Origin of the sequence: Pseudomonas sp. Root71 (assembly GCF_001429045.1) — a bacterium.
GTDB lineage: Bacteria > Pseudomonadota > Gammaproteobacteria > Pseudomonadales > Pseudomonadaceae > Aquipseudomonas > Aquipseudomonas monachiensis.
The window spans coordinates 63284-85788 of the sequence record NZ_LMHY01000030.1 but is presented as its reverse complement, the minus strand read 5'-3'; the positions used below and the strand labels follow the sequence as shown (position 1 = coordinate 85788).

General features: G+C 59.3%; 21 protein-coding genes. 14 read left to right on the top strand and 7 right to left on the bottom strand.

Annotated elements, in window-relative coordinates:
- Positions 1-322 precede the first annotated feature (322 nt).
- Both ASD95_RS27070 and ASD95_RS27065 read right to left on the bottom strand, forming a co-directional pair.
- The gene (locus ASD95_RS27070) at positions 323-2176 is read right to left on the bottom strand and encodes an Lnb N-terminal periplasmic domain-containing protein (RefSeq protein ID WP_056728719.1); all 1854 of its coding nucleotides are present in this window, start codon (positions 2174-2176) and stop codon (positions 323-325) included.
- Positions 2177-2269: 93 nt separating this feature from the next.
- Positions 2270-2758 (bottom strand): DUF3015 domain-containing protein, encoded by a 489-nt coding sequence (locus ASD95_RS27065; RefSeq protein ID WP_008052053.1) that lies wholly within the window; start codon positions 2756-2758, stop codon positions 2270-2272.
- 278 nt (positions 2759-3036) lie between these two features.
- Between ASD95_RS27065 and ASD95_RS27060 the strand changes: the two genes are divergently transcribed.
- Together ASD95_RS27060 and ASD95_RS27055 are read left to right on the top strand one after the other, a co-directional pair.
- Entirely contained in the window at positions 3037-5475 is a 2439-nt protein-coding gene (locus tag ASD95_RS27060) for a Lon protease family protein (RefSeq protein WP_056728717.1), read from the top strand.
- Positions 5476-5716: 241 nt separating this feature from the next.
- The gene (locus ASD95_RS27055) at positions 5717-6058 is read left to right on the top strand and encodes a PA4575 family protein (protein ID WP_008052055.1); all 342 of its coding nucleotides are present in this window, start codon (positions 5717-5719) and stop codon (positions 6056-6058) included.
- Between the two features lie 6 nt (positions 6059-6064).
- Here the strand turns inward: ASD95_RS27055 and ASD95_RS27050 are convergent, their stop codons facing one another.
- The gene (locus tag ASD95_RS27050; RefSeq protein ID WP_056728715.1) at positions 6065-7894 is read right to left on the bottom strand and encodes a hypothetical protein; all 1830 of its coding nucleotides are present in this window, start codon (positions 7892-7894) and stop codon (positions 6065-6067) included.
- 172 nt (positions 7895-8066) lie between these two features.
- Between ASD95_RS27050 and ASD95_RS27045 the strand changes: the two genes are divergently transcribed.
- The 3 genes from ASD95_RS27045 to ASD95_RS27035 all read left to right on the top strand — a co-directional run bounded on the left by ASD95_RS27045 (position 8067) and on the right by ASD95_RS27035 (position 9797).
- On the top strand, positions 8067-8555 hold the full coding sequence (locus tag ASD95_RS27045) for a TIGR00645 family protein (RefSeq protein ID WP_007970904.1): 489 nt from the start codon (positions 8067-8069) through the stop codon (positions 8553-8555).
- A 212-nt stretch (positions 8556-8767) separates the two neighbouring features.
- Positions 8768-9058: a DUF6482 family protein gene (locus ASD95_RS27040; RefSeq protein WP_008052057.1), complete on the top strand. Its 291-nt coding sequence runs from the start codon at positions 8768-8770 to the stop codon at positions 9056-9058.
- A gap of 121 nt (positions 9059-9179) precedes the next feature.
- Positions 9180-9797: an FKBP-type peptidyl-prolyl cis-trans isomerase gene (locus ASD95_RS27035; protein ID WP_008052058.1), complete on the top strand. Its 618-nt coding sequence runs from the start codon at positions 9180-9182 to the stop codon at positions 9795-9797.
- Between the two features lie 134 nt (positions 9798-9931).
- Here the strand turns inward: ASD95_RS27035 and ASD95_RS27030 are convergent, their stop codons facing one another.
- The 3 genes from ASD95_RS27030 to ASD95_RS27020 form a co-directional block, all read right to left on the bottom strand.
- Positions 9932-10189 (bottom strand): PA4570 family protein, encoded by a 258-nt coding sequence (locus ASD95_RS27030; RefSeq protein WP_008052059.1) that lies wholly within the window; start codon positions 10187-10189, stop codon positions 9932-9934.
- A gap of 204 nt (positions 10190-10393) precedes the next feature.
- Positions 10394-10735 carry a zinc ribbon domain-containing protein YjdM gene (locus ASD95_RS27025; RefSeq protein ID WP_008028840.1) on the bottom strand — a complete coding sequence of 114 codons (342 nt, stop codon included), beginning with the start codon at positions 10733-10735 and terminating at the stop codon, positions 10394-10396.
- A gap of 185 nt (positions 10736-10920) precedes the next feature.
- Complete coding sequence (locus tag ASD95_RS27020) at positions 10921-11889, bottom strand: polyprenyl synthetase family protein (RefSeq protein ID WP_056728713.1); 969 nt, start codon at positions 11887-11889, stop codon at positions 10921-10923.
- A gap of 239 nt (positions 11890-12128) precedes the next feature.
- Here ASD95_RS27020 and rplU point away from each other — a divergent pair, with 239 nt between their 5' ends.
- From rplU to ASD95_RS26995, 5 genes are all read left to right on the top strand, one after another.
- On the top strand, positions 12129-12443 hold the full coding sequence (gene rplU / locus ASD95_RS27015) for a 50S ribosomal protein L21 (RefSeq protein WP_003176051.1): 315 nt from the start codon (positions 12129-12131) through the stop codon (positions 12441-12443).
- A gap of 35 nt (positions 12444-12478) precedes the next feature.
- Positions 12479-12736 carry a 50S ribosomal protein L27 gene (gene rpmA, locus ASD95_RS27010; protein ID WP_003281574.1) on the top strand — a complete coding sequence of 86 codons (258 nt, stop codon included), beginning with the start codon at positions 12479-12481 and terminating at the stop codon, positions 12734-12736.
- A 195-nt stretch (positions 12737-12931) separates the two neighbouring features.
- Positions 12932-14155, top strand: coding sequence for an Obg family GTPase CgtA (cgtA, locus tag ASD95_RS27005; RefSeq protein ID WP_056728711.1), 1224 nt, complete (start codon positions 12932-12934; stop codon positions 14153-14155).
- A 137-nt stretch (positions 14156-14292) separates the two neighbouring features.
- A complete protein-coding gene (gene proB / locus ASD95_RS27000; RefSeq protein WP_056728709.1) occupies positions 14293-15411 on the top strand; it encodes a glutamate 5-kinase in 1119 nt (372 codons plus the stop codon).
- A 12-nt stretch (positions 15412-15423) separates the two neighbouring features.
- The gene (locus tag ASD95_RS26995; RefSeq protein WP_056728707.1) at positions 15424-15888 is read left to right on the top strand and encodes a CreA family protein; all 465 of its coding nucleotides are present in this window, start codon (positions 15424-15426) and stop codon (positions 15886-15888) included.
- A 122-nt stretch (positions 15889-16010) separates the two neighbouring features.
- Here ASD95_RS26995 and rpsT read toward each other — a convergent pair whose 3' ends face one another.
- A complete protein-coding gene (rpsT, locus tag ASD95_RS26990) occupies positions 16011-16289 on the bottom strand; it encodes a 30S ribosomal protein S20 (RefSeq protein WP_020798646.1) in 279 nt (92 codons plus the stop codon).
- A gap of 252 nt (positions 16290-16541) precedes the next feature.
- Here rpsT and murJ point away from each other — a divergent pair, with 252 nt between their 5' ends.
- The 4 genes from murJ to lspA all read left to right on the top strand — a co-directional run bounded on the left by murJ (position 16542) and on the right by lspA (position 22498).
- A complete protein-coding gene (gene murJ, locus ASD95_RS26985) occupies positions 16542-18080 on the top strand; it encodes a murein biosynthesis integral membrane protein MurJ (protein ID WP_056728705.1) in 1539 nt (512 codons plus the stop codon).
- A gap of 129 nt (positions 18081-18209) precedes the next feature.
- A complete protein-coding gene (ribF, locus tag ASD95_RS26980) occupies positions 18210-19148 on the top strand; it encodes a bifunctional riboflavin kinase/FAD synthetase (RefSeq protein WP_056728703.1) in 939 nt (312 codons plus the stop codon).
- A gap of 13 nt (positions 19149-19161) precedes the next feature.
- The gene (gene ileS, locus ASD95_RS26975) at positions 19162-21993 is read left to right on the top strand and encodes an isoleucine--tRNA ligase (protein WP_056728701.1); all 2832 of its coding nucleotides are present in this window, start codon (positions 19162-19164) and stop codon (positions 21991-21993) included.
- Positions 21986-22498, top strand: a complete 513-nt coding sequence (lspA, locus tag ASD95_RS26970; protein ID WP_056728699.1) for a signal peptidase II — start codon at positions 21986-21988, stop codon at positions 22496-22498. Before ileS ends, lspA begins: the two co-directional genes overlap by 8 nt.
- Positions 22499-22505: the final 7 nt, after the last annotated feature.

Sequence of the window (22505 nt, the reverse complement as noted above, 5' to 3'; positions counted from 1 at the left end):
CGCAGGCATTTGGTTTCACCGGATGTCTGAAAACGACTTATGGCGAGTGATAGGCCCGGGCGGCGTCCTGATCTTTCTGCTGCTGCCAGGCTTTACACCCGGCCATCCGTCTCACTCTCCCAAGCCGATGGCCCATAGATAAAGTCTAGAAGTGGATTTGTCGGGTGTATGTGAAAGGAGTGCATGCATTTTGTCGAACACCACATAACCCCCTGTGGGAGCGGGCTTGCTCGCGAAAAGGGCGTGTCAGCCAGCATCAATGTTGAGTGGCATATCGCATTCGCGAGCAAGCCCGCTCCCACAGGGTAAGTGGTGTGTCAGGTCAGTAGTGATACCACTTCAGCTCAAGCATCACTTCGTTCTCGGCCGTTGCCAAATGGCTGAACTCACGCTGGGCGCTCAAGCGCAGTCCGAGATTGCGGGATATTTCCCACTGTTGATTCAGGCTCAGGCTGCGGCGCACTTCACCATTGGTGAAAAAGTCGCCCTTGGCTTCCAGGCTCAAATTGCCCAGAGGGTTTTTCCACAGCACACCACTGTTGAACCCGGCGGCCGGGGCAATGAACGCGGCGAAGTCGCTGTTGTGCTCGATACGCACGGTGCCCAGGGCAAAACCGAGCAGGTCATCGCCCAGTTGCCAGGTGCCGCCACCACCGCCGTTGACATGGCTGACCAGGGTCTGGTCATCGTGCTTGCCCGGCACCCGCTCCAGGCCACCAGTGACTTGCCATGACAGCGGTTGCAGCAATTCGTTACGCGGGGTCAGGGAGCGAATGGTCGCCAGGTCCAGTTGCTGCACTTGCCAGTCATTGCCTTCGTACTGACGCAGTTTCAATTGCAGGATTTCGATCTGCGCGCCAAGGGGAAAGCTTTCGTTGTTGTCATTGAGGTCGTGATAAGCCATGCGCAAGCCGTACTCGCCAAAGGCTTTATCTCCACGGGTGCCGAGGCCGAGCTGCCAGGTGCGGGACTCGTGACCGTCTTCAGGCAGGCCCGGTTGCGGAATCTCCAGCTCCGGTGCCGGGTTCTGGTTGATTGCCCGCAGCAGTTCGAAGCTGCGCTGGGCGCGCGCCGGGTCGCGCTCCTGGCCATTGGCGCGGTAACGCTCCAGACGATAGGCCGCATCGATAATCAGCGCCTGACGGTCGCGGGGTTGCGCCTTGAATACCGGGTCCTGCAATTGTTTCTGATCGGCGCTGACTTTCAGCACCCATTGCTGCTCTTCAGGGTTCAACGGCTCGGCGCGGCTGAGCAACTCGCGCTCCCGGGACGGACGATACTGGATCGATTCCACCAGCCCAGCCGCTTTCACGGCTTTGACGGTGTCGGTCGGGATGGCCGTGAGCGGGAATTGCTCGGTCAGGCGCAGGCCCGGGCGGGCCACTTGCAGCAGTTCCAGCAAGCGGTACGAGCAGTTTTCGTCGAAGAAGAAATAGTCGAACTTGATCTGCTTGAGCTCCCAGACATGCTCGACCATGCGCGCGGTTTCCCGCCGGGTCAGGTTCAGGCGGTACTCCCACAGGTCGCGGTTTTCCAGGCTGCGGTATTCCGAGAGTTTTTCCTGGTAGGGCACCATCGCGAACAGGCCGGGATAGCCGCCCATCAGGCCTTTCCAGGCATAGATGATGCTGTTGTCCGAGCCCTCGATGTAGGCGCCGAAGTTGATCGCGTAACTGAGCAGCGAAGTCTTGTCGCTCTTCACTTCGGCCTGGTCAATGCGCAACAGGGTATGGCCGAACATCGAGGACGGGCTGTTCAAGTAGGCCGCCGGGAAGATCATCACCGCGCTGTCGGGCGAGACGTCCTTGAACCATTGCTTGAATCCGGCGCAGTCCGGCGTTGGCAGGCCGGTCAGGCCGAGTTGTTCTTTCAGCCAGCGGGTGCGGGCCGGGTAGACGCATTGAGCGTGTGTTTCACCGGCACTGGCCGGGGCGTACAAGGCTTGTACAGTCGCCGCCAGTTCATGGTCCGGATGTTCATTGCCGTCAGCGGCGAGGAAAAATTTCCGGTCACTGACATAGCTGCGCCAGCCACCGAGCTTGGCGGTTTCGTAATGGCCCAGGGAGATCCAGAAAGGGTCGTTGGCCAGTTGCTGCAAACGTTGTGGATCGATGTGAGGCGCGGCGGACAGCGGGGCGCAGACACACAGCGCCAGCCAGGCAAGGCGTTTGAGCATAGAGGGCAACTTAAATACTTGAGAAAAAGACCCAAAGAGGGGCAGGTCCAAAAAATAAAACCCGCTTCCCGAAAGAAGCGGGGCGGGTCGAGCTTAAGCCTGAGTCGCGTACTTGGCCAGACGAGGGTCGGCTTTGAGCACGGCCAGGGTGTTGGTATGCACGTCTTCTGCAGTCACGTCAGCCTTGCTGAAGATCTGCTGGAAGTGCTCGTGAGTGACGGCGGCGAAGTGCGCACGGTCTTCCGGCGCCACGCCCAGTACCACGGCATAGGTGGTCAGCGCTTCGCCCTGACCCTTGGCCATGTCTTCGGACAGTTCGTTCATCATGCCATTCATGGCAAACCAGGATTTGCCGCCATAGGTCAGCGCCGAATTGGTTGCGCAACCGTTGGTGCCTGAGGTCATGCCGAAGGTTGCGTTGCCGGAGGTGCCGTTGGTGGTGGATGCCAGGAAGTGAGCTGGAGTACCACGCTGGCCTTCGAACAGCATGTTACCCCAACCGCAATCCGGACCGCCTGGCGCTTGCGCCATGGCATTGATGGATACAGCGGTGAAGAGAGTACCAAGAAGAATCCGTTTCATAGCTTTGTTCTCTTTGTGTGCATACCAATAGACAAGGGAGTCTGGCCCGTTCCGGTGCCAGTGGGCCGGGCATTAGCCCAGCCGCGCAGTTTGGAGTTTAGGCACGATCACGGGGTTCCGTGATTTTTTGCAAAACATTCATGGGAAACACCGGCGCAAGCCCGGCCCGCCTGGGGTTGGCCGATTGACAATGCTCAGGCCTGCGGCGCTCCTTGCCAGTCGGGCATGGGCAGCGCCAGAATGCTGCCATCTGCCCCGCCTGATTGTAAGGAAGCCCGATGCCTGATCCTGTTGCTGCCAGCTTGCGTCTAGCGCCCGAAGCGCTGACCCGTCCGTTTTCCGCTGAACAGTTCAGCTTCTCTACCACCAATGATCTGGAGCCCTTTCGCGGTGTGCTTGGCCAGGAACGTGCGGTCGAAGCCTTGCAGTTCGGTGTGGCCATGCCACGCCCCGGTTACAACGTATTCGTCATGGGCGAGCCCGGCACCGGCCGGTTCTCGTTCGTCAAACGCTACCTCAAGGCCGAAGGCAAGCGCCTGCAGACCCCGGCGGACTGGGTCTATGTCAACAACTTCGATGAACCGCGCGAACCACGTGCCCTGGAGTTGCCGTCGGGCACTGCCGGTAACTTCATTGGCGATATCAACGTTTTGATCGACAACCTGCTGGCGACATTTCCGGCAGTCTTCGAGCATCCGTCCTACCAGCAGAAGAAAAGCAGCATCGACCGCGCCTTCAACCAGCGCTACGACAAGGCCCTTGACGTCATCGAGCGTCTGGCCCTGGAAAAGGAAGTCGCGCTCTACCGCGACGCCAGCAATATTGCCTTCACCCCGATGAGCGATGGCAAGGCGTTGGACGAGGCTGAATTCGCCCAGTTGCCGGAAGCCGAGCGCGAGCGCTTTCACGAAGATATTTCGGCACTGGAGGAGCGCCTGAACGAAGAGCTCGCCAGCCTGCCGCAATGGAAGCGCGAATCGAGCAACCAGCTGCGTCATCTGAACGAAGAAACCATCACCCTGGCCTTGCAGCCATTGTTGTCGCCACTGTCGGAGAAGTACGCCGAGAACGCGGCGGTCTGCGGTTATCTGCAAGCGATGCAGGTGTACTTGCTCAAGACCGTGGTCGAGCAACTGGTGGACGACAGCAAGACCGACGCTGTCGCCCGCAAGTTGCTGGAAGAACAATACGCGCCGAGCCTGGTGGTCGGTCACTCGGCCAGCGGCGGTGCGCCGGTGGTGTTCGAGCCGCACCCGACCTATGAAAACCTTTTCGGTCGCATCGAATACAGCACCGATCAGGGCGCGCTGTACACCACCTACCGCCAACTGCGACCGGGTGCCTTGCACCGGGCCAATGGCGGTTTCCTGATCCTTGAAGCGGACAAAATGCTCAGCGAGCCGTTCGTGTGGGACGCGCTGAAACGCGCCCTGCAATCGCGCAAGCTGAAAATGGAGTCACCGCTGGGTGAACTGGGGCGTCTGGCCACCGTGACCCTGACACCGCAACACATACCGTTGCAGGTCAAGGTCGTCATCATCGGTGCCCGTCAGCTGTATTACACGCTGCAAGACCTCGATCCGGACTTCCAGGAGATGTTCCGCGTCCTGGTGGATTTCGACGAAGACATCCCGATGGTCGACGAGAGCCTGGAGCAGTTCGCCCAGTTGCTCAAGACCCGTACTTCCGAGGAAGGCATGGCACCGCTGACAGCCGATGCGGTGGCACGCCTGGCGACCTACAGTGCGCGTCTGGCCGAGCATCAGGGGCGCTTGTCGGCGCGTATCGGTGATTTGTTTCAACTGGTCAGCGAGGCGGATTTCATTCGTCACCTGGCTGGCGATGAAATGACCGACGCCGGGCACATCGAACGTGCGCTCAAGGCCAAGGCCACGCGGACCGGGCGGGTGTCGGCGCGGATTCTCGACGACATGCTGGCCGGGATCATCCTGATCGACACCGACGGCGCGGCGGTCGGCAAGTGCAACGGCTTGACCGTTCTGGAGGTCGGTGACTCGGCCTTCGGCGTGCCGGCGCGGATTTCCGCCACGGTGTACCCCGGCGGCAGCGGTATTGTCGACATCGAGCGTGAGGTCAACCTCGGCCAGCCAATCCACTCCAAAGGCGTGATGATCCTTACCGGTTATCTGGGCAGCCGCTACGCCCAGGAGTTTCCGCTGGCGATTTCCGCAAGCATCGCCCTGGAGCAATCCTACGGTTATGTCGATGGCGACAGTGCTTCCCTGGGCGAGGCCTGCACCCTGATCTCGGCCTTGTCGAAAACCCCGCTCAAGCAGTGCTTCGCCATCACCGGTTCGATCAACCAGTTCGGCGAAGTGCAGGCAGTTGGCGGGGTCAACGAGAAGATCGAGGGCTTCTTCCGTCTGTGCGAAGCCCGCGGCTTGACCGGCGAGCAGGGGGCAATCATTCCTCACGCCAACGTCGCGACCCTGATGCTCGACGAGAAGGTGCTGACGGCAGTGCGTGCGGGGCAGTTCCATGTCTACGCGGTCCGTCAGGCCGACGAAGCCTTGAGCTTGCTGGTCGGCGAACCGGCCGGCGAGCCGGACGAAAATGGCGAGTTTCCTGAAGGCAGCGTGAACGCGCGAGTCGTGGAGCGCCTGCGGGTTATCGCGGAAATGATCAGTGAGGATGATCTCAAGGAAGCCGAGAAGGAGTTGGCGCAAGAGGCATTGGCGGAAACCAAACCGGCTTGATGCAGTAACCCATGTGGGAGCGGCGCACCGCCGCTCCCACATTTGTTTGTGTGAATACTGGAAAAGCGTCGTCGAAATGACGTCAATATTCACACTATGACCATTCGGCGCCTTTCGGTCTCGCCCTGGCCTGCAAGCCGGACTTTTCTTCTATTCTCTGCTCAAGGATATCGACGTAATCACAGGATCGAAACAGCCTTCCCATGGGGGCTGAATACCGGATCTACCGAGGGTCGCCGCCATGTCGCGCAACCTCTGCCTTACCCGTCAATGCCTGGGCCTTGTGACCCGTATCGAATGTGCCATCCGTCCATTGGCGGGAGATACGGGCATGTGGACTCTGCTGTTCGCCGCCGGAATGGCCGGTGAGCAACCTTCGGCCATCAAGGCCCAAGGCCCGTTTCATGGTCCGTTCGTCGCTGAATCAATCCTCGACACCATCGTTGAAAGCCTGACCCTGCACGGCTACGAATTGGCCGACGATCCGCAAATCTGGTGCCTGCACCTGCAAGCCCAACTGCGGGAAATCAATGGTGGTCGCTGCCGGAACATGGGCGGTTTCGAGTTTCACCCTGAGCACTGAGTGGCACTATTGATCAAGGCGCGTCATGTCGGCCTTGTCGAGTTTGACTTCGAAACCATATTGCACGGTGGCGAGGTCAGTGCGCTGGTAGGTTTCCAGGCGCGTAGGCTGCCCATAGAAATAATGCACGGCAAACTGCGCCGGACCCTGTGTGCTCGCGCCATGGCTGACCGATAGAATCTCCTTCAAGTAATTACCGCTGTCGTCCTTGGCGAAAAAGCGCCAGTCCTGTGCGGGAAATGCCTTCAGGTCCACCACCAGTGCATTGTCTTTGAGCGCGAGGCCCTTGGGCAGTTGACGGGCATCGACGGTTTGCTTGTCGACCGCGGCCAGGAACAGCGGCATCGAGCCCACCGCATAGGCCGGAGTCTGCGGAAACAGATTCAGGTCGTAAGTGATGGTGCCGCGCAGGGGGTCGATCTGGTACGCCTCTGACGGCAGTTCGATCGGCTCGTCGCGTTTTCCAAGCGTGTCTTCGGTAAAGAAGCTCACCGGACTTTCGCCGGGGTTGAACGATGTGCCGAGCAGTTCATCGTTGAAGGTGCGCAGGTGAGTGAATTCGATTCGCGCAGCGCTGGGGTCGTCGACCGACTGACTGATGCTGACGTTCTTTTTCAGTTGATCCTCACTCAGCGTTGCCCCTTTCAGCCAGCTCGCCGCCTGATCGTCATAGACCACCACGGACAGGTTCAAGGGCTGGATGGACTTGTCCGTGGTATTGGCATCGAAGCGCCGGATCGGCAGGTCGAGGTCCTTTCGGGTGACCGTGACGGCGGAAAAATCCAGCATGCTGACTTCGAGGGTTTCGATTGTCCCGTTGAAGTACACCTTCGAATAATGTCGTGCCTGCTGTTTCTCAAAGTTGCGTTGTTCTTCGTCGAGCTGTTTTTCCAGGGCCTCGCTCCAGCTCTTTTGCTGCTGCATCTTGGCCAGTTGCTGCTGATAGAAGGCAATTTGTACTGAGGTTTCGTTGATTGAGCCGGCGCGCGCGATGAATTGCCCGGTGCTGTCCCTGGCCTGGACGATCAGCGGGTTGAGCGGAGTTTCACTGACTTCGGGGGCCAGCGGCGCGCTGTTGTTGTATTCGATTTCTGCGTAGCTGTTCGTCAATGCCAGCAGGGTGACGCTCAGGTTGTCATTGGTGCGGGTCTGGCCTACGTCCTTTTTCGTCAGGTCGAAGCTGTACAGGCGACGTGGCGCGATGACTTCGACCTTGCCTTGCAGGCTCACCGGTTGCGGTTGTTGCTTTCTGTCGATGTCGAGGCCTTCGATGAAGGGGTAGGCCACGGTCAGGTCATCGGGGTTGGTCAGGTTGGAACTTGATGGGCTGAGCTGAATGCCAGGGTCGGTTTCCGACCATTCCGGCTGGAACGCAATCACCCGTTTGTTGCTCAGCGTGACCGACTGCCATTCCAGGCCATGGGGAAACAAAAACGCTGCAGGAACGCTGAAAGTGAAGGGGAACACTGGTTGCAGATCGGTCAGGTAGTCGGAACTGGAGTCCTTTTGCAGCACGAACAATCCGTTGATGTAGGTGTCGACCAGGGCCTGCGGGTTCGGGTAGTGCTTGAGCATGGCGAGGGCGTCTTCGCCGTATTCGGTTTCCATCGGCTTGCTGTCGAGCTTGAGTTGCGCGCGTTCGAGCAGCAGCAGCGAGCCGCCCAGCTCCGACACGGCATCCTTGAGCTTCGGATCCTGGATGGCGTCCAGCGACTTTTCGAATTGCGCGGTTTTTTCTTCGAGGCTGACCTGGCGTTTTTCGTCGCTGGGCGAGCAGCCGCTCAGCAGCAACGCCAGGCAAATTCCGGCACTCGTCAAAGGCAATCGCACATCCATTTTCCAGTCTTCCTGTCCGACATCACTGAGCAATCAATGATTTGGACACTAGCAGAAAAACTTTGATACACAGGCGCAGGTGGCGGATTTTTCGACGGTTTCTGGCAGCTTCTGGCTATAGGCGGGCGGCTGGTATACTCGCCGCCGTTTTCAGCCCTACTTGTGAGATTCAATGGAACGCTTTATCGAAAATGCAATGTACGCCTCGCGCTGGCTGTTGGCGCCGATCTATTTCGGTCTGTCCCTCGGGCTGTTGGCGCTGGCACTGAAATTCTTCCAGGAAGTCTTCCACGTCATCCCGAACGTGTTTTCGATGGCCGAATCGGACTTGATCCTGGTGCTGCTGTCTTTGATCGACATGGCCCTGGTGGGCGGTTTGCTGGTGATGGTGATGATTTCCGGCTACGAGAACTTCGTCTCGCAACTGGACATCGACGACAGCAAGGAGAAGCTCAACTGGCTGGGCACCATGGACTCTTCGTCGCTGAAGATGAAGGTGGCCGCATCGATCGTGGCGATCTCGTCCATTCACCTGCTGCGCATCTTCATGGACGCCAAGAACGTCGATCCCGAGCATCTGCAGTGGTACGTGATCATCCACATGACCTTCGTGGTCTCGGCATTTGCCATGGGTTACCTGGATAAAGTCACCAAGCACTGATCCGGACCGGCTCCCTTTGTGGCGAGGGAGCTTGCTCCCGCTGGATGGCGAAGTGATCCCGCTTTTTTGGGGCCGCTACGCAGCCCGGCGCGAGCAAGCTCGCTCGCCACAAGCTCCTGCAGTAACAGACAAACGGTCTGGCCAGTGGCTTGTGCTTTGATGCGCCGAAGCCTATCCCTGTAAAGAGGCTCGCTACTGCGTGAGGTGCGCTCATGAACCTGCAAGAGTTGAATGCGTATGCCGTCGCCGGGAAGGTCGATGAGCTGAACCTGATCTCGATGGAGGGCGGGATCTACCTGCTGGAGGCGCGGATGCATGGCACGGCGTATCCCTTGAGCGATACGCGCGGGCACATGATGAGCCTGCGTTCGGTGGAGCATGCCCGTGATGTGCTGCGCTCCTTTCCAAAGTTGCACTTCAATCTCGTGCACACGGTCGTGCATGACGAAATGTGCGGCCTGGTTGCCGATGTGGAGGAAAACCTGAAGGTGCCGATCGCCTGAGGCCCCTCATCAATGGCATGACATCTGTGCTAGTCTGCTGGCCCTTTTGGTTCCGGGCGCTCCGGGACGCGCTGTGCACGCATGGCAAGTTCCCGAGCCGTCCGCACAGCGGAGCAGTGTCATGTCCGAAGTAAATCTGTCCACCGACGAAACCCGCGTCAGCTACGGCATTGGCCGTCAGCTGGGCGACCAACTGCGCGACAACCCGCCACCGGGCGTAAGCCTGGACGCGATCCTGGCAGGTCTGACCGACGCGTTCGCCGGTAAGCCAAGCCGTGTGGGTCAGGAAGAAATGTCCGCCAGCTTCAAAGTCATCCGCGAAATCATGCAGGCCGAAGCTGCAGCCAAGGCTGAAGCGGCTGCTGGCGAAGGTCTGGCCTTCCTGGCTGAAAACGCCAAGCGTGACGGCATCACCACTCTGGCTTCCGGCCTGCAGTTCGAAGTCCTGACCGCTGGTGAAGGCGCCAAGCCATCCCGTGAAGATTCCGTGCGTACTCACTACCACGGCACCCTGATCGACGGCACTGTGTTCGACAGCTCGTACGAGCGCGGCGAGCCTGCGGAATTCCCGGTTGGCGGCGTGATCGCCGGCTGGACCGAAGCCCTGCAACTGATGAACGCCGGCAGCAAATGGCGCCTGTACGTGCCGAGCGAACTGGCTTACGGCGCTCAAGGCGTTGGCAGCATCCCGCCGCACAGCGTACTGGTGTTCGACGTCGAGTTGCTGGACGTTCTGTAATGCCCGGCCCGATATGACGTCGGGCTGATGTGGGAGCGAGCCTGCTCGCGAAGACGGAGTGTCAGTCAGCATAAGTGTTGAATGTCAGATCGCTTTCGCGAGCAGGCTCGCTCCCACAGTTTCTTCGGTGATTTTCATATTTCGATCTTGTGGTGCAGTTCACTGTGCGGGCGCAACGCCCGGGCATAGCAGAACAGAAACAGATTACGCACCAGTTCCTTGAGCACCACCGGCTCGCTGGAACTCAGGCCATTGAGATCAAGATCACCCTGGTCCTGCAGTTCACTCAAGGCTTCTTCTTCAAGCACCGCACAGACTTCCCCGGTTTCCCGATGCAGGATCCTGAGGTAAGGGTGTGGGCGGTCCAGCCAGGCATCGATCAAGTAAGTCATGGTTCTCATCTCCATTGAAGGGCTTTATGAGAATAATTCTTATTCATCAAATAGCAAGGGTCTATTGGCGGTTTGCGCTTTTTTCCGGGTAAAGATTGCGTCAGGTCAAATCGACTGGCGTTTGGCTATTGCGAGGATTTACTGGGTGAAGCGGGGAGGGTGAGACGCCATCCCACGCCGGGCGCGGGATGGGTAACAGCAGGCTCAGACTTTTCTGACGAACTCGGACTTGAGTTTCATCGGGCCGATGCCGTCGATCTTGCAATCGATGTCGTGATCACCATCGCACAAGCGGATGTTCTTGACCTTGGTGCCGACCTTGACCACCAAAGACGTACCCTTGACCTTGAGGTCCTTGATCACGGTGATGGTGTCGCCGTCCTGCAGGACGTTGCCGACCGAATCCTTTTTCACTGCGTCATCGGACGCAGCTTCGGCTTCACCGCTGGCGGACCATTCGTGGGCGCACTCGGGGCAGATCAGCTGGGCGCCGTCTTCATAGGTGTATTCGGAATTGCATTTTGGGCAGGGTGGCAACGTGCTCACTAAGGCTCCTTGGATTCAGGATCGTTAAAAGCGCACATTATATAGGGTTTTAGCGGGGAGGGGGTGCAGCGTGGAAGAACCTGTGGGAGCGGGCTTGCTCGCGAAGACGGAATGACATTCAACATCTCTGTCGACTGTCACGCCGCATTCGCGAGCAAGCCCGCTCCCACAAGGGATATTCGTGGTCAGTGCGTACGCGCGACCGCGAACTCGCTCAGTTCAACCAGTGCATCACGGTACTCGCTGGCAGGCAGCGCTTCGAGGCACTTGATCGCACGGGCCACATAGTCACGGGCCAGTTGCGCGGTGTACTCCAGCGAGCCCGAGGCTTCCACGGCTTCGCGGATGCTTTCCAGGTCTTCGATCCCGCCTTTCTGGATCGCCTTGCGCACCAAGGCGGCCTGTTCCGGCGTACCTTCGCGCATGGTGTAGATCAGCGGCAGGGTCGGCTTGCCTTCGGCCAGGTCGTCACCGACGTTCTTGCCCAGGGTTTCGGCATCGCCTTTGTAGTCGAGCAGGTCATCGACCAGCTGGAAGGCCACGCCCAGGTGATCACCGAATGTACGCAGGGCTTCGGACTGTTCCGGCGAGGCCTGGCACAGGGCGGCGGCACTGTGGGTCGAGGCTTCGAAGAGCATCGCGGTCTTGCCGCGGATGACTTCCATGTAGGTTTCTTCGGTGGTGCTGGCGTCACGAACCTTCGACAGCTGCAACACTTCGCCTTCGGCGATGATGCGCGTGGCTTGCGAAAGGATCTTCATCACCGGCATCGAGCCCAGTTCGACCATCATTTCGAACGAGCGCGAATACAGGAAGTCGCCGACCAGTACGCTGGGCGCGTTGCCCCACATGGCATTGGCGGTCGAGCGGCCACGGCGCATGCCGGACATGTCGACCACGTCGTCATGCAGCAGGGTAGCGGTGTGCAGGAACTCGATGGTCGCGGCCAGCAGGCGCAGTTCGTCGCCCTCACGGCCAAGAGCCTTGCCACACAACAGCACCAATAAAGGACGCAGGCGTTTGCCGCCGGCCGAGGTAATGTAATCGCCGATTTTCGATACCAGCGGCACTCGGGAAGTCAGCTGCTTCTTGATGATGCCGTCGACGGCGCTAAAATCGTCCGCGACCGCGCGGTAGAAAGCTTGGGGTTGCATCAGCGACAGTCGCTCCAGAAGGGTTGCGCGGCATGCTAGGACCCACGCTTGCAGGTGTCAAGGCGCGATGGACGGCCCCTTGCAAGGCGCTCGTGCCTTGCGTACAATCGCGCACCCTGAACTTCCTGGGCAGCACCTGCCTTACGCAATTGCAAGCGGGCCTCCAGCCCCATGCAGCCATGCCAGCCAATACCTCTTCTTATAAAGAGCTGGGTGAGCAGGATTATCGGAGAAATACCATGTCTTATGCAGTAATCGTTACTGGCGGCAAGCAGTACAAAGTCGCCCCAGGTGAATACCTGAAGATCGAAAAACTGGAAATCGCTACCGGCGAATCCGTTACCTTTGATCGCGTTCTGTTGGTTGCCAATGGCGACGACGTGAATATCGGCGCTCCAGTTGTTGCTGGCGCTACCGTTGTGGCTGAAGTGATCTCCCAAGGTCGTCACGATAAAGTCCGCATCATCAAGTTCCGTCGCCGTAAGCACCACATGAAGCGTATGGGCCACCGCCAGTGGTACACCGAGATCAAAATCACCGGTATTCAGGCTTAATTACAGCCTAATTCCTCACTAGGAGAATTGAACTCATGGCACACAAAAAAGCTGGTGGTAGTACCCGTAACGGTCGCGACTCAGAAGCCAAACGCCTTGGCGTGAAGATGTATGGCGGCCAGGCTATCAAAGCGGGCAACATCATCGTGCGTCAGCGCGGCACCCAATTCCACGCTGGCTACGGCGTTGGCATGGGTAAAGATCACACCCTCTTCGCTAAAGTCGAAGGCGTGATCAAGTTCGAAGTAAAAGGCGCCTTCGGTCGTCGTTACGTGAGCGTAGTCGCAGCTTAATTGCGCGATCGCTGGAAAAGCCCTGTCTCGCGACGGGGCTTTTTCGTTTGTGGGGTGAGTCTCTTGCAAAGCTGTTTGTATGGGCTGTCGGCGTACGATGTAGGTATCGTGGTTCAGGGTCGCTGCGCTCATTTTTGCAAGAGTCTTATGTCTTGATTGTTTTTCGGCTCGTCCGTATGGCGAGAGGCGTTTGTTATGAAGTTTGTTGATGAAGTATCGATTCGCGTAAAGGCTGGTGATGGCGGCAATGGCGCCATGAGTTTCCGTCGGGAAAAATTTATCGAGAACGGTGGCCCGAACGGCGGTGATGGCGGTGACGGCGGTTCCATCTACATGATGGCCGACGAAAACCTCAACACCCTGGTGGACTACCGTTACACCCGGCACTTCGATGCCGAGCGTGGCTCCAACGGCGGCAGCACCGACTGCACCGGCAAGAAGGGTGAAGACCTGATCCTGCGCGTTCCGGTCGGCACCACGGTGATCGACTCCGCGACTCAGGAAGTCATCGGCGACCTGACCAAGGCCGGTCAGAAGTTGATGGTAGTGCAGGGCGGCTGGCACGGTCTGGGTAACACCCGTTTCAAATCCAGTACCAACCGCGCGCCGCGCCAGACCACTCCGGGCAAGCCGGGTGAGCAGCGCGACCTGAAGCTGGAAATGAAAGTACTGGCTGATGTCGGTCTGCTGGGCTTGCCGAACGCTGGTAAAAGTACCTTTATTCGTTCGGTTTCGGCTGCCAAGCCGAAAGTTGCCGACTACCCGTTCACCACGCTGGTGCCGAACCTGGGTGTGGTCAGCGTCGATCGCTGGAAGAGCTTCGTCATTGCCGATATTCCGGGTTTGATCGAGGGTGCTTCCGAAGGTGCTGGCCTGGGCATTCGCTTCCTCAAGCACTTGGCGCGCACGCGTCTGCTGCTGCACCTCGTGGACATGGCGCCGCTGGATGACGCCAGCGCACCGGATGCCGCTGAAGTGATCGTCAACGAGCTGATCAAGTTCAGCCCGTCCCTGGCGGAGCGTGATCGCTGGCTGGTCCTGAACAAGTGCGACCAGATCCTTGATGAAGAGCACGATGTTCGCGTCAAGGAAATCGTTGATCGCCTGGAATGGACGGGTCCGGTCTACGTGATTTCGGCCATCTCCAAGCTTGGTACCGAGCGTCTGTGCCACGACATCATGCGTTACATGGAAGATCGTGCTGATCGCCTGGCCAATGACCCGGCCTACAAGGAAGAGCTGGCCGATCTCGATCAGCGCATCGAAGATGAAGCTCGCGCGCAGCTGCAGGCGCTGGATGACAAGCGTGCCCTGCGTCGCAGCGGCGTGAAGTCGGTCCACGACATCGGCGACGATGATTGGGACGAAGAAGATGTGGATGACGAAGACGGTCCGGAAATCATTTACGTGCGTGACTGATTCGTTGCGATAAACTTAAGCGCCGCTCAATCGAGCGGCGTTTTGGTATCTGGAAATCGATTGTTGGTCACGAGTAACCACGAATAACGTCACGGGCAGTGCTAGGTCGCGTTGCCCTCAAGCTAAGGTTGAAGATGATGCGGAGCAAGGTGACAGGTGCGCAGCGTTGGGTCGTGAAGATCGGCAGCGCTTTGCTGACGGCGGACGGCAAAGGCCTGGATCGCGCGGCAATGGGTGTCTGGGTTGAGCAGATGGTGGCCTTGCATGAGGCGGGTGTCGAACTGGTGCTGGTGTCCTCCGGGGCGGTGGCGGCCGGCATGAGCCGTTTGGGCTGGACCTCGCGACCCAGTGCGATGCACGAGCTTCAGGCAGCCGCCGCAATCGGTCAGATGGGGTTGGTGCAGGCCTGGGAGTCGAGCTTTGCCGAGCATGGCCGGCATACCGCGCAGATTCTCCTGACTCACGACGACTTGTCCGATCGCAAGCGCTACCTGAACGCCCGCAGCACCTTGCGTGCGCTGGTCGAGCTGAAGGTTATTCCGGTGATCAACGAGAATGACACCGTGGTCACCGACGAAATCCGTTTTGGCGACAACGACACGCTCGCGGCGCTGGTGGCGAATCTGGTCGAGGCTGACCTGTTGGTGATCCTGACGGATCGCGACGGCATGTTCGACGCCGATCCGCGCAATAATCCGGATGCCCAGCTGATTTACGAGGCGCGTGCCGATGATCCGGCGCTCGATGCGGTGGCGGGCGGTACTGGTGGTGCGCTGGGGCGTGGCGGCATGCAGACCAAGTTGCGTGCTGCGCGTCTGGCGGCCCGTTCCGGCGCTCACACCATCATCGTTGGTGGGCGCATCGAGCGTGTGCTGGATCGCCTCAAGGCGGGCGAGCGCATCGGCACCTTGCTGTCGCCGGAGCGCGGCATGCTGGCGGCGCGCAAGCAGTGGCTGGCCGGTCATCTGCAAACCCGTGGCACTCTGGTGCTGGATGCGGGTGCAGTGATGGCGTTGTCCCAGGGCAACAAAAGTTTGCTGCCGGTTGGGGTCAAGTTGGTCCAGGGCAGCTTCCGTCGCGGTGAGATGGTGGTCTGCGTGGCGCCTGACGGTCGTGAAATTGCCCGTGGCCTGGCCAACTACAGTGCGCTGGAAGCGCAAAAAATCATCGGTCAGTCGTCCGAGGCGATTGTCGGTCTGTTGGGTTACATGGCGGAACCGGAACTGGTTCACCGCGATAACCTGATCCTGGTCTGAAGGAATACCTGAATGCGCGTGGCAAAAGGGTTGTTGGGGTTGCTGTTGGCGATGCCGCTGTTGGCTTCGGCCGAAGAGATTGGTCAGGTGTCGACGGTGTTCAAGTTCGTCGGGCCGAATGACCGGATCGTGGTCGAGGCCTTTGATGATCCCAAGGTTGATGGTGTGACCTGCTATCTGTCGCGCGCCAAGACCGGTGGGGTGAAGGGGGGTCTTGGTTTGGCCGAGGATCGTGCTGAAGCGTCTATCGCTTGCCGGCAGGTCGGGCCTATCAGCTTCAAGGGTGAGCTCAAGGATGGCGACGAGGTGTTCAAGGAGCGCACGTCCCTGGTGTTCAAGACCATGCAGGTGGTGCGTTTCCTCGACAAGAAGCGTAATACGCTGGTGTATCTGGTGTACAGCGATCGCCTGATCGAGGGCAGTCCGCAGAATGCGGTGACGGCGATTCCGATTTTGCCGTGGGCCCACACTCAGTAATTTCACACAATCAGAGTTGTGGGGGCGAGCAGGCTCGCTCTCACATTTTTTTGCGTCGAATTCACTGAATCGCAGGCAATAAAAAACCGACCCTGAGGTCGGTTTTTTAATGAACGAGTCGCTTAGGCAGCAGCGGCAACGTTCAGGGCCTTAACGTGGCCATTCAAACGGCTCTTATGGCGAGCAGCCTTGTTCTTGTGGATGATGCCTTTATCGGCCATACGGTCGATAACTGGCACAGCCAGAACGTATGCAGCTTGAGCTTTTTCAGCGTCTTTTGCGTCGATGGCCTTAACTACATTCTTGATGTAGGTACGAACCATGGAACGCAGGCTGGCGTTGTGGCTGCGACGCTTCTCAGCCTGTTTTGCACGTTTTTTGGCGGAAGGTGAGTTGGCCACCGTCGAGCTCCTCGAAAGACTTTTTAGGAAATAGCAAACAAAATAGGCCGCGAATCATGCCGATGAGTTGAGGTCTTGTCAAGGGCGGTTGAGACGTTCCGCTAAGTGGTAGGTGAAGCAAGCTTGGAGATTTCTTTCCAGCGTGCGACCTGTAAACTCGCGAGCTTTGGCTCTGTGCTGTTGCGGCGCGGAGTATCGCATAAGTAGGCGCGTAGTTCGCCTGCTGTTTATCGACAGGCACAAACTCTTTCCATGAATCTGCTCAAATCGTTGGCCGCCGTCAGCTCTATCACGATGCTTTCCCGGGTTCTGGGGTTTGTTCGCGACACCCTCATTGCGCGAACATTTGGCGCGGGAATGGCGACTGACGCCTTCTTTATCGCCTTCAAATTGCCCAATCTGTTGCGGCGGATCTTTGCCGAAGGGGCGTTTTCCCAGGCATTCGTGCCGATTCTTGCAGAATACAAAAGCCAGAAGGGTGAAGAGGCGACCCGCACATTCATTGCCTATGTCTCGGGCCTGCTGACGCTGGTACTGGCGCTGGTCACGGTGTTGGGCATGATCGCCGCGCCGTGGGTCATCTGGGTCACTGCGCCGGGTTTTACCGATACCCCGGAAAAATTCGAGCTCACTTCCAGCCTGTTGCGGGTGACCTTTCCCTACATATTGCTGATTTCCCTGTCGTCGCTGGCGGGCGCGATCCTCAACACCTGGAACCGTTTTTCGGTCCCGGCATTCGTGCCGACGCTGCTCAACGTCAGCATGATTATTTTTGCGTTGTTCCTCACGCCGTACTTCGATCCGCCCGTAATGGCGCTCGGCTGGGCGGTTCTGGCAGGTGGCCTGGCGCAGTTGCTCTACCAGCTGCCGCACCTGAAAAAAATCGGCATGCTGGTGCTGCCGCGCCTGAGCCTGCGCGACACCGGCGTCTGGCGCGTAATGAAGCAGATGCTGCCAGCCATCCTCGGTGTCTCGGTGAGTCAGATCTCGCTGATCATCAACACCATCTTCGCTTCGTTCCTGGTTGCCGGGTCCGTGTCCTGGATGTACTACGCCGACCGCTTGATGGAACTGCCTTCCGGCGTGCTGGGCGTGGCGTTGGGGACGATTCTGTTGCCGACCCTGGCCAAGACCTACGCCAGCAAGGATCGTCACGAATACTCGCGCATCCTCGATTGGGGCCTGCGCCTATGCTTCGTGCTGGTATTGCCTTGCGCCCTGGCGCTGGGGATTCTGGCCGAGCCGTTGACGGTTTCGCTGTTCCAGTACGGTCAGTTCGATGCCCATGATGCGGCGATGACCCAGCGCGCGTTGATCGCCTACTCCGTCGGTTTGCTCGGGATTATCGTGATCAAAGTGCTGGCGCCGGGCTTTTATGCGCAACAAAACATCCGCACGCCGGTAAAAATCGCGATTTTCACCCTGGTGGTCACCCAGCTGTTCAACCTGATGTTGATCGGACCGCTGGCCCACGCCGGCCTGGCTCTGGCTATCAGCGCTGGTGCCTGCTTGAATGCGGGGTTGCTGTTCTATCAACTGCGCAAGCAGCAGATGTACCAGCCACAACCGGGCTGGGCGAAGTTCGGCTTGAAACTGGTGATCGCGGTATCGGTGATGTCGGGCGTATTGCTGGCCGGGATGCATTTCATGCCGGCCTGGGGCGAGGGGCAGATGCTTGAGCGTTTCCTGCGCCTGGGTGCCTTGGTCGTTGCCGGTGTGGTGGCTTATTTCGGCATGTTAGTGTTGATGGGCTTTCGTTTGCGCGACTTCAATCGCAAGGCGCTGGGCTGAGGTTCTGGCCTCGATAAACACGGGCGAGCCGGCGGTTTTGTCGGCTCGATCACTTTGGGTTACGGTGTTGCCTGTCGTCGGCCGCCGGGTGTGGTTATAATCGACCACTTTATGAGCAAGAAGCGCGTTATGCAGCTGGTTCGAGGCCTCCACAATCTGCGCCCCCAGCATCGGGGCTGTGTCGCCACTATTGGCAACTTTGACGGTGTTCACCGTGGCCACCAGGCTATCCTGGCGCGCCTGCGTGAGCGTGCGCTCGAGTTGGGCGTGCCCAGTTGCGTGGTGATTTTCGAGCCGCAGCCGCGGGAGTTCTTCGCTCCGGACACCGCGCCGGCCCGTCTGGCCCGCCTGCGGGACAAGCTGCAATTGTTGGCCGCCGAAGGCGTCGACCGTGTGCTTTGCCTGGCTTTCAACCAGCGCCTGAGCAAGCTCAGTGCCAGTGAATTCGTCGATACCATTCTGGTGGATGGCCTTGGCGTGCAGCATCTGGAGGTCGGTGACGACTTCCGTTTCGGCTGTGACCGCGCGGGAGATTTCGATTTCCTGCTACAGGCAGGCACCCTTCAGGGTTTTACCGTCGAAGCGGCACAAACCGTCGAACTCGATGGCATCCGGGTCAGCAGCACGCAAGTTCGAAATGCCCTGGCCGCCGCGGATTTCGCCCTGGCCGAACGCCTGCTCGGGCGGCCGTACCGGATCGCCGGTCGCGTATTGCATGGCCAGAAGCTGGCCCGGCAGTTGGGTACGCCCACTGCCAATATTCAACTCAAGCGCCGTCGCGTGCCGCTCACCGGGGTTTACCTGGTGGATGTCGAGATCGACGGCAAGACCTGGCCCGGCGTCGCCAACATTGGCGTGCGGCCCACGGTTCAAGGTGATGGCAAAGCCCACCTGGAAGTGCATCTTTTAGATTTTGCCGGCGATCTGTATGACCGGCGTTTAACGGTGGTTTTCCACCACAAGCTGCGCGAAGAGCAGCGTTTCGCCTCTCTGGAGGCGTTGAAAACGGCGATCAACGCGGATGTCGCCGCCGCCCGTGCACTAGCCGCACCTAGCGCCCATCGCTAATGAAGAGCCTTAAATGACCGACTATAAAGCCACGCTAAACCTTCCGGACACCGCCTTCCCAATGAAGGCCGGCCTGCCACAGCGCGAACCGCAGATCCTGCAGCGCTGGGACAGTATTGGCCTGTACGGAAAGTTGCGCGAGATTGGCAAGGATCGTCCGAAGTTCGTATTGCACGACGGCCCTCCGTACGCCAACGGCTCGATTCACATCGGTCATGCGCTGAACAAGATTCTCAAGGACATGATCATCCGTTCGAAGACCCTGTCGGGCTTCGACGCGCCTTATGTTCCGGGCTGGGACTGCCACGGCCTGCCGATCGAGCACAAGGTCGAAGTGACCCACGGCAAGAACCTGGGCGCGGACAAGACCCGCGAACTGTGCCGGGCCTACGCCACCGAGCAGATCGAAGGGCAGAAGTCCGAGTTCATCCGTCTCGGCGTGCTGGGCGACTTCGCCAACCCGTACAAGACCATGGACTTCAAGAACGAGGCCGGTGAAATCCGTGCCTTGGCCGAAATCGTCAAGGGTGGTTTCGTGTTCAAGGGCCTGAAGCCTGTGAACTGGTGTTTCGACTGCGGTTCGGCCCTGGCCGAAGCGGAAGTCGAGTACGAGAACAAGAAGTCCTCGACCATCGACGTGGCGTTCCCGATTGCCGATGAAGCCCAACTGGCTGCCGCCTTCGGCCTGCCATCGCTGGCCAAGCCTGCCTCGATCGTGATCTGGACCACCACCCCGTGGACCATCCCGGCCAACCAGGCGTTGAACGTTCACCCGGAATTCAACTACGCCCTGGTCGACGTCGGCGACAAGCTGCTGGTACTGGCTGAAGAGCTGGTCGAGTCGTGCCTGGCGCGCTACTCGCTGGAAGGTTCGGTCATTGCGACCACCACCGGTAAAGCGCTGGAGCTGATCAACTTCCGTCACCCGTTCTACGACCGTCTGTCGCCAGTTTACCTGGCCGACTACGTTGAACTGGGCGCCGGCACCGGTGTGGTTCACTCCGCTCCGGCCTACGGTGTGGACGACTTCGTGACCTGCAAGAAGTACGGCATGGTCAACGATGACATCCTCAATCCGGTCCAAAGCAACGGCGTGTACGCGACCTCGCTGGAATTCTTCGGCGGCCAGTTCATCTGGAAGGCCAACCCGGCCATCGTCGACAAGCTGACCGAAGTCGGTGCGCTGCTGCACACCACTATTATCGAACACAGCTACATGCACTGCTGGCGCCACAAGACCCCACTGATCTACCGCGCCACCGCGCAGTGGTTCATCGGTATGGACAAGCAGCCGACCACCGGCGACACCCTGCGTCAGCGCTCGCTCAAAGCCATCGAAGAAACACAGTTCGTTCCGGCCTGGGGTCAGGCGCGCCTGCACTCGATGATCGCCAACCGCCCGGACTGGTGCATTTCCCGCCAGCGCAACTGGGGCGTGCCGATCCCGTTCTTCCTGAACAAGGAAAGCGGCGAGCTGCACCCACGTACCGTCGAGCTGATGGAAATCGTGGCCAAGCGCGTTGAAGTCGAAGGCATCGAGGCCTGGTTCAAGCTGGACGCCGCCGAGTTGCTGGGCGATGAAGCGCCGCAGTACGACAAGATCAGCGACACCCTGGACGTCTGGTTCGACTCGGGCACCACGCACTGGCACGTCCTGCGCGGTTCGCACCCGATGGGCCACGAAACCGGCCCGCGCGCCGACCTGTACCTGGAAGGTTCGGACCAACACCGTGGCTGGTTCCACTCGTCGCTGCTGACCGGTTGCGCCATCGACAATCACGCGCCGTATCGCGAGCTGCTGACCCACGGCTTCACCGTCGACGAGTCCGGCCGCAAGATGTCCAAGTCCCTGGGCAACGTGATTGCTCCGCAGAAAGTCAACGATACCCTGGGCGCCGACATCATGCGTCTGTGGGTCGCTTCGACCGACTATTCGGGCGAAATGGCGGTTTCCGAGCAGATCCTGCAACGCAGTGCGGACGCCTACCGGCGTATTCGTAATACCGCGCGCTTCCTGCTTTCGAACCTGACCGGCTTCAACCCGGCCACCGACCTGCTGCCGGCCGAAGAAATGCTGGCTCTGGACCGTTGGGCCGTGGACCGTACCCTGCTGCTGCAGCGCGAGCTGCAAGAGCACTACGGCGAATACCGCTTCTGGAACGTGTACTCGAAGATCCACAACTTCTGCGTGCAGGAACTGGGCGGCTTCTACCTCGACATCATCAAGGACCGTCAGTACACCACTGGCGCGAACAGCAAGGCCCGCCGTTCGGCGCAAACCGCGCTGTTTCACATCTGCGAAGCGCTGGTTCGCTGGATCGCACCGATCCTGGCCTTCACCGCTGACGAGCTGTGGCAATACCTGCCGGGTGAGCGTAACGAATCGGTGATGCTCAACACCTGGTACGAAGGCCTGACCGAATTGCCGGAAGGCTTCGAACTGGGTCGCGCGTATTGGGACCGGATCATGGCCGTGAAGGTTGCGGTCAACAAGGAAATGGAAATCCAGCGTGCCGCCAAGGCCGTCGGTGGCAACCTGCAGGCCGAAGTGACGCTGTTCGCCGAAGACGCACTGACCGCCGACCTGGCCAAACTGAGCAACGAACTGCGCTTCGTACTGATCACTTCGACCGCTGCTGTTGCACCGCTGGTGCAAGCACCGGCCGATGCCGTGGTCACCGAAGTCAGCGGCCTGAAGCTGAAGATCGTCAAGTCGAGCCACGCCAAGTGCGCTCGTTGCTGGCACTGCCGTGAAGACGTCGGCGTGAACCCGGAGCACCCGGAAATCTGCGGCCGTTGCGTCGACAACATCAGCGGCGCTGGCGAGGTCCGTCATTATGCCTAATGCCGTTGGCCGTTTCGGACGGCTGAGCTGGCTTTGGTTGAGTCTGCTGGTCCTGGTCATCGACCAGGCCAGCAAGTTCTACTTTGAAGGCAAGCTCGAGATGTATCAGCAAATCGTGGTGATTCCCGATTTGTTCAGCTGGACCCTGGCCTACAACACTGGCGCGGCGTTCAGCTTCCTGGCTGACAGCTCCGGCTGGCAGCGCTGGCTGTTCGCGTTGATCGCTATCGTGGTCAGTGCGGTGCTGGTGGTGTGGCTCAAGCGTCTGGGCCGCAACGAGACCTGGCTGGCGGTTGCGCTGGCACTGGTGCTCGGTGGCGCGCTGGGCAATCTGTATGACCGCATTGCCCTGGGCCATGTGATCGATTTCATTCTGGTGCATTGGCAGAACCGCTGGCACTTCCCGGCGTTCAACTTTGCCGACAGTGCCATTACTGTTGGTGCTGTCATGCTGGCACTGGATATGTTCAAAAGTAAAAAGACCGGAGAAACCGTTCATGACTGAACAGGTA

Excerpts from the sequence above, each read along its gene's own strand:
- ASD95_RS27070 (WP_056728719.1), bottom strand. The coding sequence starts at position 2,176 with ATGCTCAAACGCCTTGCCTGGCTGGCGCTGTGTGTCTGCGCCCCGCTG.
- ASD95_RS27065 (WP_008052053.1), bottom strand. The coding sequence starts at position 2,758 with ATGAAACGGATTCTTCTTGGTACTCTCTTCACCGCTGTATCCATCAAT.
- ASD95_RS27060 (WP_056728717.1), top strand. The coding sequence starts at position 3,037 with ATGCCTGATCCTGTTGCTGCCAGCTTGCGTCTAGCGCCCGAAGCGCTG.
- ASD95_RS27055 (WP_008052055.1), top strand. The coding sequence starts at position 5,717 with ATGTCGCGCAACCTCTGCCTTACCCGTCAATGCCTGGGCCTTGTGACC.
- ASD95_RS27050 (WP_056728715.1), bottom strand. The coding sequence starts at position 7,894 with ATGGATGTGCGATTGCCTTTGACGAGTGCCGGAATTTGCCTGGCGTTG.
- ASD95_RS27045 (WP_007970904.1), top strand. The coding sequence starts at position 8,067 with ATGGAACGCTTTATCGAAAATGCAATGTACGCCTCGCGCTGGCTGTTG.
- ASD95_RS27040 (WP_008052057.1), top strand. The coding sequence starts at position 8,768 with ATGAACCTGCAAGAGTTGAATGCGTATGCCGTCGCCGGGAAGGTCGAT.
- ASD95_RS27035 (WP_008052058.1), top strand. The coding sequence starts at position 9,180 with ATGTCCGAAGTAAATCTGTCCACCGACGAAACCCGCGTCAGCTACGGC.
- ASD95_RS27030 (WP_008052059.1), bottom strand. The coding sequence starts at position 10,189 with ATGACTTACTTGATCGATGCCTGGCTGGACCGCCCACACCCTTACCTC.
- ASD95_RS27020 (WP_056728713.1), bottom strand. The coding sequence starts at position 11,889 with ATGCAACCCCAAGCTTTCTACCGCGCGGTCGCGGACGATTTTAGCGCC.
- rplU (WP_003176051.1), top strand. The coding sequence starts at position 12,129 with ATGTCTTATGCAGTAATCGTTACTGGCGGCAAGCAGTACAAAGTCGCC.
- rpmA (WP_003281574.1), top strand. The coding sequence starts at position 12,479 with ATGGCACACAAAAAAGCTGGTGGTAGTACCCGTAACGGTCGCGACTCA.
- cgtA (WP_056728711.1), top strand. The coding sequence starts at position 12,932 with ATGAAGTTTGTTGATGAAGTATCGATTCGCGTAAAGGCTGGTGATGGC.
- proB (WP_056728709.1), top strand. The coding sequence starts at position 14,293 with ATGCGGAGCAAGGTGACAGGTGCGCAGCGTTGGGTCGTGAAGATCGGC.
- ASD95_RS26995 (WP_056728707.1), top strand. The coding sequence starts at position 15,424 with ATGCGCGTGGCAAAAGGGTTGTTGGGGTTGCTGTTGGCGATGCCGCTG.
- murJ (WP_056728705.1), top strand. The coding sequence starts at position 16,542 with ATGAATCTGCTCAAATCGTTGGCCGCCGTCAGCTCTATCACGATGCTT.
- ribF (WP_056728703.1), top strand. The coding sequence starts at position 18,210 with ATGCAGCTGGTTCGAGGCCTCCACAATCTGCGCCCCCAGCATCGGGGC.
- ileS (WP_056728701.1), top strand. The coding sequence starts at position 19,162 with ATGACCGACTATAAAGCCACGCTAAACCTTCCGGACACCGCCTTCCCA.
- lspA (WP_056728699.1), top strand. The coding sequence starts at position 21,986 with ATGCCTAATGCCGTTGGCCGTTTCGGACGGCTGAGCTGGCTTTGGTTG.